General features: G+C 46.6%; 2 protein-coding genes. Both read right to left on the bottom strand.

Going from position 1 to position 3,521, the window contains the following annotated elements:
* Positions 1-98: 98 nt before the first annotated feature.
* Entirely contained in the window at positions 99-1,820 is a 1,722-nt protein-coding gene (gene cydC / locus CAG68_RS00160; RefSeq protein ID WP_161440628.1) for a heme ABC transporter ATP-binding protein/permease CydC, read from the bottom strand.
* Positions 1,813-3,519, bottom strand: coding sequence for a heme ABC transporter permease/ATP-binding protein CydD (cydD, locus tag CAG68_RS00155; RefSeq protein ID WP_337250499.1), 1,707 nt, complete (start codon positions 3,517-3,519; stop codon positions 1,813-1,815). Before cydD ends, cydC begins: the two co-directional genes overlap by 8 nt.
* Between the last annotated feature and the right edge of the window lie 2 nt (positions 3,520-3,521).

Below are 3,521 nucleotides of genomic sequence, written 5' to 3'. Positions count from 1 at the left end.
AATCAGCACTGTATACGTGCTTAATTAGGTAACTAATAATACAGGAATAACAAAAGGGCTCATCGTTTGATGAGCCCTTCTCGTCACTGAAAATCGAATTATAGAGATTGTAATAGCTGGTAGTAACGACCTTTTTGAGCGAGTAGCGTTGGATGGTCGCCTTGTTCGATGATCTCACCTTGTTCCATCAAACAGATGCTATCCATACTTTCTAACTCTATCAGTCGGTGTGTAATGAATACTACTGTCTTATTAGCAAAGTGTTCATTGAAAAGCGCCATCACTTTTTGTTCCGTACGCTTATCGAGGCCTTCAGTCGGCTCATCTAAGAGTAGGATTGGGGCATCACGTAGCAATGCTCGAGCAATACCGATTCGGCGTTTCTCACCACCAGATAACTGACGACCGCCGTCGCCTAACCAAGCGTCTAAACCCGGCTCTTCAAGAAGTCCGCCAAGCTCGACTTTTTGTAAAATAGTAGACAGTTGCTCATCACTTGCGTCCGGAGCGGCCATGAGTAAGTTGTCACGTAGTGTCCCGTTTAGTACATCTACGCGTTGACTGACCACTGTCATTGCTGCTCGCAGGTCCGACTCGCTCCAATCTTGCAGTTTTGTACCACCGATTCGAACTTCACCTTGGTTTACATCCCAGTAGCGACAAAGAAGCTGAATCAGTGTTGATTTACCTGAACCTGTTTGACCTACAATTGCAGTTTTAGTGCCCAACGGTAGTGAGAGTGACAAGTCTTTCAGCACCTTTTGCTGACCGTCAGGGTAAGTAAAATCTATGTTGTCGAATTCAATGTCTAACGTTGTGTCTTTATGTTTCGACTGCTCAGGGAAGACAACGTCAGGTTCAGCCAAAATTACTTCATTTAAACGACGAGCAGAGGTCAACGTTTGACCGAGATACTGGAATGCGCCCGCGATAGGCATCAGAATCTCAAAGCTCGCCATGGTTGCAAACGCAAACAGCGCAATCCAAGGATCAGGAGCACGACCACCTACGCCGTCTGCAGCAAACCAAAGCATCACAACCAGTGTAAGGCCGTTCACCAGCATAAGCAGGCCTGAAGCCATGCCCGTTAACTTCGCGTTCACAAATTGGTTAGACAGCAACTGCTTCTGCTTCTCTAGAATGAGATTACGATAACGTTCTTCTGCTCCAAAGATACTCAGTTCACTGTAGCCTTGAAGCCAGTCCAGTGTCGCCACTCGCAATTGCGCTTTATGATGAGTGAGATTCTCGCCATTACTTTTACCAAGTTTATAGAACAACACTGGCCATACAAACAACATGACGGTAAGAATCGAGCCAAGCAGCAGCGCGAGATGCCAATCAAAGAACGCCAGGACAGCCGTTAAACTCAATATGCCAAAAACACCAATCACGACAGGGCTGATAAGTCGAAGGTAAACGTGATCCATCGCATCTACGTCCGCTACTAGGCGGTTGAGCAGATCGGCATCACGCATCGTAGAAACACGACCCGGAATCAGTGGTGCAAGTTTCTTAAAGAAGAAGATACGTAGATCAGTAAGCAGCTTGAACGTTGCATTGTGGCTAACGACACGTTCTCCCCATCGACCTGCGGTTCGAGCCATTGCAGCGCCGCGTACCCCGGCACCTGGTAACATGTAGTTGAAGGTCTCACGAGCAACCGTCAAGCCTGCCACCGCTGCGGCTGAAATAAACCAACCTGATAGCGTTAATAAGCCAATAGATGCCGCTAAGGTCAGAAATGCCAGTAGCATACCTAGCGAAAGACCAAACCAGTGTTTCTTATAGAGTTTTAGATAAGGGAGTAAATCACGCATCTAAGTTCCCCTTGTCTGTTTCACGTTGTGCGAGGTTCGCTTCCAACATGTCTTTAAATAAGCCATATTCTGTCGACAGTGTGGCGTAATCACCACGTTGAACAATCTGGCCGTCCTGCATAACAAGAATTTGCGATACGTTTTGTAAAGGCGCAAGTTGGTGAGTAATCATCAAATTCGTTGTGGCATGCGCATACTTGTTAATGCCTTCCATCACGAGTTTTTCACTGCGAGCATCTAAGCTTGCGGTTGGTTCATCTAATAACCAAAAACGACCATTTTGTAGCATGGCGCGAGCCAGTGCTAAACGCTGCGCTTGGCCGACAGATAAACCACCAGAACGATCAGATATCGGATAATCCAACCCATGCATTTCAACAAATTCAGCAGCGTGAGAGTCATTCAACACAGAATGTACGTCTGCATCCTGAATATTGTGCTTACCTAGTGTGATGTTATCTCGAATGCTACCGTGTAATAGCATCGGGTTTTGACCAATCCAGCTTACTGCCTCTCGCCATGTGGCTAGATCCAGTTGCGACAATTCACAACCATTAATCTTCAAGCTACCTTGATAAGGCATGAAACCGAGGATGGTGTTTACCAAGCTTGTTTTACCTGCGCCACTTGGTCCAACTAAAGCCGTACTTTTGTTGGCTTCAAGAGAGAAGGATAGGGGACCTGCGAGCTGCTTACCTTCCGGACTAAAAATGGTTAACTGGTCCGCTTCAATATGGATAGGGCTGTTTTTATCTAACGCTTGGGTACCATCTTTGATTTGATCGACTTCCAAATCCAGAAACTCGACAATGCTTTCTGCTGCCCCAACCGCTTGCTGTTTCGCATGATAGAACGTGCCCAAATCACGTAATGGCTGATAAAACTCTGGAGCAAGAATCAGAATGAACAAACCAGCAAAGAGCGTAACACCTGTGCCGTAGTAGCCGAAGTCCAGCTCCCCGATATAACTAAAGCCAAAGTAGACAGCGGTAATTGCGATAGAAATGGAAGTGAAAAACTCTAACACCGCGGAAGACAGAAACGCGATTTTCAGAACGTCCATGGTACGAGTACGAAAGACTTCTGAAGCACCCTTTAGCGTCTCAGTTTCAGATTTTGTTCTATCGAATAAGCGAATGGTCGTCATTGCTTGCAAGCGGTCATAAAAGTGACCCGACAAACGCTGCATCGCTTTAAAGTTTTTACGGTTTGCTTCTGCGGCTTTCATCCCAACCAGTGCCATGAAAATAGGCACTAGTGGTGCAGTGACCAGGAAGATCAAGCCTGCTGCCCAGTTTACTGGGAATACGACAACCAAAATGATGAAAGGCACTAGTACCGATAATGACATTTGAGGCAAGTAGCGTGAGAAGAAATCTTGCATATCTTCTACCTGCTCTAAGATGAGCGTTGCCCAACTGCCAGCAGGTTTGCCTTTGATGTAAGCTGGCCCAAGTTTATGAACTTTATCTAAAATGAGTTGGCGAATATAAACTCGAATTTGCTCCCCGCAACGGTAACCGGCAAGCTCTCGACCCCAGGTACAAGCAGCTCGACCGATAACCGTGCCACCGAGCCCAACAAAATGCCAAATGAGGTCGGCTTTGTCGACTTGGTCAATGATTAACTGGTGCAGAATGGAGGCGAGCAGGGCTGCTTGAGCCAATAAAAACACGCTTGAAAGTACGCCTAGGCCTATCG

The sequence above is a fragment of the Vibrio sp. V42_P2S4T144 genome (assembly GCF_009904715.1).
GTDB classification, from domain to species: domain Bacteria; phylum Pseudomonadota; class Gammaproteobacteria; order Enterobacterales; family Vibrionaceae; genus Vibrio; species Vibrio alginolyticus.
The sequence above is the reverse complement of the archived record's forward strand: the minus strand, read 5'-3'. Positions and strand labels throughout refer to the sequence as shown.

Coding starts and splice junctions, on each gene's coding strand:
- cydC (WP_161440628.1), bottom strand. CDS start 1,820: ATGCGTGATTTACTCCCTTATCTAAAACTCTATAAGAAACACTGGTTT.